This window comes from Streptomyces sp. W16, from assembly GCF_033194735.1.
Lineage (GTDB): Bacteria > Actinomycetota > Actinomycetes > Streptomycetales > Streptomycetaceae > Streptomyces.
In genome coordinates, this window is the sequence record NZ_JAWOAI010000564.1 from 1 (window position 1) to 5908 (window position 5908).

Annotated in this window: 5 protein-coding genes; 4 read left to right on the plus strand and 1 reads right to left on the minus strand. The window is 71.7% G+C overall.

The window, feature by feature from the left end; all coding sequences use genetic code 11:
• From R6V09_RS43790 to R6V09_RS43805, 4 genes are all read left to right on the plus strand, one after another.
• On the plus strand, nt 1–739 hold a 739-nt coding region (locus R6V09_RS43790; protein ID WP_317887059.1), incomplete at its 5' end, for a tetratricopeptide repeat protein.
• Complete coding sequence (locus R6V09_RS43795) at nt 736–1764, plus strand: polyprenyl synthetase family protein (RefSeq protein WP_317887060.1); 1029 nt, start codon at nt 736–738, stop codon at nt 1762–1764. The genes R6V09_RS43790 and R6V09_RS43795, both read left to right, overlap by 4 nt.
• A gap of 82 nt (nt 1765–1846) precedes the next feature.
• Nucleotides 1847–2806, plus strand: a complete 960-nt coding sequence (locus tag R6V09_RS43800; protein ID WP_317887061.1) for a threonine/serine dehydratase — start codon at nt 1847–1849, stop codon at nt 2804–2806.
• 182 nt (nt 2807–2988) lie between these two features.
• Nucleotides 2989–4695, plus strand: a complete 1707-nt coding sequence (locus R6V09_RS43805; RefSeq protein ID WP_317887062.1) for an MFS transporter — start codon at nt 2989–2991, stop codon at nt 4693–4695.
• A gap of 136 nt (nt 4696–4831) precedes the next feature.
• Here R6V09_RS43805 and R6V09_RS43810 read toward each other — a convergent pair whose 3' ends face one another.
• Nucleotides 4832–5737 (minus strand): NAD-dependent epimerase/dehydratase family protein, encoded by a 906-nt coding sequence (locus R6V09_RS43810; RefSeq protein ID WP_317887063.1) that lies wholly within the window; start codon nt 5735–5737, stop codon nt 4832–4834.
• Nucleotides 5738–5908 lie beyond the last annotated feature (171 nt).

The window sequence follows — 5908 nt, forward strand, 5'->3', positions numbered from 1 at the left end:
CGCCTTCCCGCTGGCCTGGCGGCTGCTCGGGCTCGCGGCCGAACTCGGCGAGCGCGGCGGCGACATCGTCGTACGGGGCTACTCGCTGGCGGGCCTCGCCGAGACCGGCCGTATCCAGGGCGACTACGAGGCCGTGGCGCGGCTGCACGAACAGTTGCTGGCCGAGGCCCGCAAGCGCGGCGAGGCCCGGCACACGGTGTGGGCGCTGGAGGGCATCGCACAGATCCATCGCAACAGGGGTTCCTACGACACGGCGTACGCGATGTTCGAGGAGGCGGCCACGATCGCGGCGGGCGCCGACGACCGGCGCGGGCACGCCTGGGCACTGCGCGGACTCGCCGACATCGTCTCGGTGCGTGACCGGGACCCCGAGCGGGCACTCGGCCTGCTGTCCGAGGCCGAGGAGAGCTGTCGTGCGATGAATCTGTCCAGCGCGCTCGCGTACAACCACAAGATGCGCGGCAACGTCCTGTACCGCGACGGGCGTTACGCCGAGGCGCGGGACCTCTACGAGCAGGCGCTCGCCGAGTTCCACGCGATGAGCGAGCCGCGCGGCGAGGCGCTCTCACGGCTGGGCCTGGCCAAGTCCCTGGCCCGCCTGGGCCGCGACCACGCCGAGACCGCGGCCGAACTGGCGGATCTGGCACGGGTGTTGGAGCGCATAGGGCTGCGGCACGCGCGGGAGATGGTGGCGCGGGCGCAGGACGAGCTGGGCGTCGCGGTGGAGGTCGTACGGTGACGGCGCTCCCCTCGGTCGTAGCGGCCCCGACCGCACCCCAAGTCCTCGACCGCTGCCGGGAGTTGGTGCACCCCGCACTGAAGGAAGCGGTCGGGCGGCTGCATCCGTGGCTGGGCGAGATGGCGGCCTACTCGTTCGGCTGGTGCGAGGTGGGCGGTACGCCCGTCGTCGCGCCGGGCGGCAAGGGCGTACGGCAGGCCCTCGCCGTACTCGGCGCGGAAGCCGCCGGTGCGCCTGCGCGGGCCGGGATCGCCGCTGCCGTGGCAGTGGAACTGGTGCACACCTTCTCGCTGCTGCACGACGACATCATGGACGGCGACGAGACCCGGCGCCGCCGCCCCACGCTGTGGAAGACATACGGCACGGGACCGGCCGTTCTCGCGGGCGACGCCCTGTTCGCGCTGGCCGTGGAGACGCTCGCAGCGGCCCCGGGCGGCGCGGGCGGGTTGCGGCTGCTGTCCACGGCGCTCGGCGACCTGGTGCACGGACAGGCGGACGACCTGCTGTTCGCGGCACGTCCCTGGACGGGTCCCGAGCGGGTGCGTCCCGACGAGTACCGGGCGATGGCCGAGGGCAAGACCGGTGCGCTGCTGGGCTGTTCGGCCGCGCTCGGTGCCGTACTCGGCGGGGCGCCCCCGGCGACGGTCGCCGCGCTGGACCGGGCGGGACGCCATGTGGGCATCGCCTTCCAACTGGTCGACGACATCCTGGGGATCTGGGGCGACCCGGCGGTGACCGGCAAACCCGTGCACGGCGATCTGCGGGAGCGCAAGAAGACCTTCCCGGTACTGACCGCGCTCTCCGCCCCCGGCGCTCGGTACCTCGCCACACTGCTGGAATCGGGTGCCGAACCCGCCGTGACTGCCGGACTGATCGAGGAGGCCGGTGGCCGTACGGCGACGCTGGCGGAGGCCCGTCGGCACATTGCCGCCGTGGAGACGACTCTCGCCGGCGTCCCCCTGGAGACCGGGCCGGCGGACGAGCTGCGGTCCCTGTTGGAGTTCCTGGTGCGCCGCGATCTCTGAAACGTGTTGACCTGCACGTCCTTTCCGAGTCAGGGTCGAGACGGCACGGGCCACCTGTCCCCGCGCCGGGAGGATGACTGCCTTGATCGGCATCTCGGACATCGAAGCCGCCGCCGAGCGGATCGCCGGCCACGTCGTACGCACCCCGACCGTGCAGAGCCCCGGACTCTCCGAGCTGCTCGGTGTCCGGGTCACGACGAAGCTGGAGCTGTTGCAGCGCACGGGTTCCTTCAAGGCGCGCGGTGCCACGGCGAAGCTGCTGTCGCTCGGCGGGGACGAGTTGGCGGCCGGCGTGGTGGCGGTCAGCGGCGGCAACCACGGGATCGCGCTCGCGGTCATGGCGGCGGCGCTGGACGTGAAGGCCACGGTGGTGATGCCGCGTTCGGCGCCGGCGCGGTCCGTCGAGCTGGTGGAGGCGGCGGGCGCGTCGTTGCGGCTGACCGACAGCATGCCGAGCGCGTTCGAGCTGGTGCACCGGCTGCGGGACGAGGGGCTGACCCTGGTCCACCCGTTCGACGACCCGGTGGTGATCGCCGGACAGGGCACCGTGGGGCTGGAGTTCGCGGACGACGCCGGTGAACTCACCGACGTACTGGTCAGCATCGGCGGCGGCGGGCTGATCGCCGGGGTCGCCGCCGCACTGCACGCCCGGCGGCCGGGGATCCGGGTCTGGGGTGTGGAGACCGAGGGCGCCGAGGCCATGTCCGCGGCGCTCGCGGCCGGTGGCCCGGTACCGGTCACGCCGTCCTCGATCGTGACCACGCTCAGCGCGCCGACCGTGTCACAGCTGACGTACGACCATGTGTCGGCCCTGGTCACCGAGGTGTTGACCGTCTCCGACCAGGACGCCGTACGAGGCTGTCTCGACCTCGCCGAGCACGGCAAGGTGTGGACCGAGCCCGCCGCGGGCTGTCTGCTGCCCGCCGCCCGGCAGGTCCTGGAGCGGGTCGGCGACGGCGCGCGGCTCGGCCTCGTGGTGTGCGGGGGCAACGCGACGGCCGGGGAGATCGCCGACTGGTCGGAGCGCTTCGGACTGCGCTGACCTGCCGTTGACGGCGTGGGCGATGCCGTCTTCCGGCAAGGAGGGGCCCGTTCTCGACCCCGTGTGCGAAGCCTTGTCGCGCATCTAGTCATACCGACTAGTCGGTACTACGCTCCGCCGAACGGAAGGGCCCCCAGCCTCCCGCCGCTCACCCAGTCCCCAGCCGTTCCAAAGGGAGTCGTATGTCTTCCGCTTCCGCACCGTTTGACACGAGTAACTCCGGTACCGACGCGCCGGGCACCGACTCTCGTGGCGCGCTCACCCGGCTGTACCGCCGCGATCTGCCGGCGTATCCGGCCACCGGGCGACGCATGTCGTACCTGGCGATCGTGGTGGTCACGACCGTCGTCCTCTACTACATGCTGTACATCCAGTACGCGGTGGCGACGTCGATCATCACGCACTTCGACATGACCTACCGCTACTTCGTGTGGGTCTCGGTCGTGGGCAACGCCTTCGGGGCCTTCGCCTCCCTCGTGGCCGGTCTCGCGGACCGCTGGGGACGGGCGAACCTCGTGGTCTACGGACTGCTGATCGCGGCGCTCCTGGTCTTCTTCGCACTGCCCAACGCGGCCGACAAGACGACGTACTTGGTGCTGTTCGCCGTCGTGAGCGTCATCGAGGGCATCGTGCTGGTCGCGACCCCGGCGCTGATACGGGACTTCTCACCGCAGCTCGGCCGCGCCACCGCGATGGGCTATTGGACGATGGGCCCGGTCATCGGCAGCCTGGTCGTCACCTCGGTGACCAGCAGCACTCTCGACACCGCCACCTGGGAGGACGAGCTGCGCTACTCCGGGGCGGCCGGGCTGATCGTGTTCGTCGTCGCCCTGTTCGCCCTGCGCGAGCTGTCACCGGGGCTGCGCGACCAGATCATGGTCAGTCTGCGGGACCGGGCCCTGGTCGAAGCACGCGCCAAGGGACTCGACACCGAGGCGGTACGGCGCGGCGAGTGGCGGCAGATGCTGCGCCTGGACATCCTCGGCTCCGCCTTCGCGATCGCGGTCTTCCTGCTGCTCTACTACGCCGCCGTCGGCAACTTCGTCGTCTACTTCTCGACCACCTTCGGCTACAGCGAGCAGCGCACCAACGGCCTGGCCAACTGGTACTGGGCCGCGAACGCCCTCGCGCTGATCGTGGCCGGCCTGCTCTCGGACCGGCTGCTGGTGCGCAAGCCCTTCATGATCGTCGGCGGGGTCGGCGCCGTAGTGGCGACCGCGGTCTTCGCCTCCCTGGCCACCCACGCGACGACCGGCTACTACACCTTCGCCTGGCTGTTCGTCGCGATCGGTGTGTTCAGCGGGGTCGCCTACGCCCCCTGGATGGCGAGCTTCACCGAGACCGTGGAGAAGCGCAATCCGGCCGCGACCGCCGCGGGTCTCGCGGTCTGGGGCTGGACGGTACGGATCGTGGTCGCCGTGTCGGCGGCGTTCATCCCGGTGCTCGTCACCTCGGTCACCCCGCTCGTCGAGCACGGCGCCGAGGTCGCGGCGGCACAGAAGCAGGCCGCCCCGGCGCTGGCCATCGTCGGCGCGCACCCCCAACTCTTCGCCGAACTGGGCAAGTACACGCCGACCACCACGCCCCCAGCCCTTGCCGCCCAAGCGGTCAAGGAGGTCGGCCCCGCCGACCTGGCCGTCGTACAGAAGGCACAGCCGCAGCTCAAGGTGCTCAAGGAGTACGGGCCGAAGGTGCAGAAGGCCGCGAAGGACGGCCCCGGAGAATGGCGCACCTGGTGGTGGATCTGTGTGGGCGGCCAGGTCCTCTTCCTGCCCTTCGTGTTCGTGATGGCCGGCCGTTGGAGCCCGAAGAAGGCGCGTGAGGACGCCCGGGCCCACCAGGACGCCGTCGACCGCGAACTGGCGGCGCTCGCCACGAGCGAAGTCTGACCGTAGTCCGACCGAAGACCGACAGAATCACCGACCGGCGCTGCGGTGTGAGCGTGACTGCTCGGCCGCAGCGCGTCGGTGACTTCGGCGCACCCGGTGCGGGGCGCTGAACGCGTTGCCCGCACCCGGCGATGTGTCATGCGGCGGGCCGGGCGGCCTTCCAGGCGCGGTAGTGGCGGGTCGGATCGTCGGTGAAGGAGGTGTGGCGGGGAGTCCAGCCCAGGAGCCGGCGGGCCTTGGCGCTGGTGACCAATTCGTCCTGGTCGGCGGCCAGTTGCAGCATGCCGCCCGCCTCGGCGCTCTCCATGGCGATCTCTCCGGTGTGACCGGCGGCTCGTACGGCGGCGCGCTGCATGTCCAGGGCGGTCAGGCGCTGCCCGTCGGCGATGACGAAGGTCTCTCCGTCCACGGCGGCGGGGTTGTCGAGGATACGGACATAGGCGTCGGCGAGGTCGTCGACGTGTACCCAGCTCCAGCGCTTGGCGGTGTCGCCGTAGAAGACGGGGCTGCCCGCCTCGGCGGCGGCGAACCACTGGCCGGTCATGGAGGTGCTCGCGGGGCCGCCGTACATGAAGCCGGGGCGGACCACGGTGTGGGCGAGTCCCGAGGCGGCCAGCTCCTTCTCCAGGGTGAAGCGGAAGCCGATGGGGCTCTCGGGGTTTCCGGGGGTGTTCTCGTCCATGAGCGGCAGGCCGGTGCGGCCGTAGGAGGAGATGCCGGTGGTGAACACCAGGTGGCGGTGCCGGCCGTCGCGCTGCCGGGCGGCGAGAAGTTCGGCGAACAGGCGCTGGTCGCCGCCGATGGGGTCGCTCATGTCCAGCAGCAGGTGGACGACCGCGTCGGTGTCGTCGAGGTGTCCGCGCCAGGTGTCCGGCTTGGTGAAGTCGCCCGCTACTGGGGTGACTTCGTCCGCGGCGAGGGCGCGGGCGGCGGGGGCGGACGCGTCGCGGGCCAGGCCGAGGACGGTGTGCCCGGCGCGGGCCAGGGCGGCTGAGACACGGCGGCCCGCGTAGCCGGTGGCGCCGATGACGAGGATCTGCATGAGGAGTGCTCCGTGTGCGATGTCGTGCCGCGGGTCAGGCGGGGATGGTGGCGGGAGTGGTGGTGAAGAACCGGGCCAGCCGGTCGGCCGTCCAGGTCGGGTTGTCGGCCGCGAAGGTGTGCCGGGCCCCGGGGACGGTGTCGTGGCGCACGTCGGTCGCGGCGGCGCGGG

Excerpts from the sequence above, each read along its gene's own strand:
- R6V09_RS43805 (WP_317887062.1), top strand. The coding sequence starts at position 2,989 with ATGTCTTCCGCTTCCGCACCGTTTGACACGAGTAACTCCGGTACCGAC.
- R6V09_RS43810 (WP_317887063.1), bottom strand. The coding sequence starts at position 5,737 with ATGCAGATCCTCGTCATCGGCGCCACCGGCTACGCGGGCCGCCGTGTC.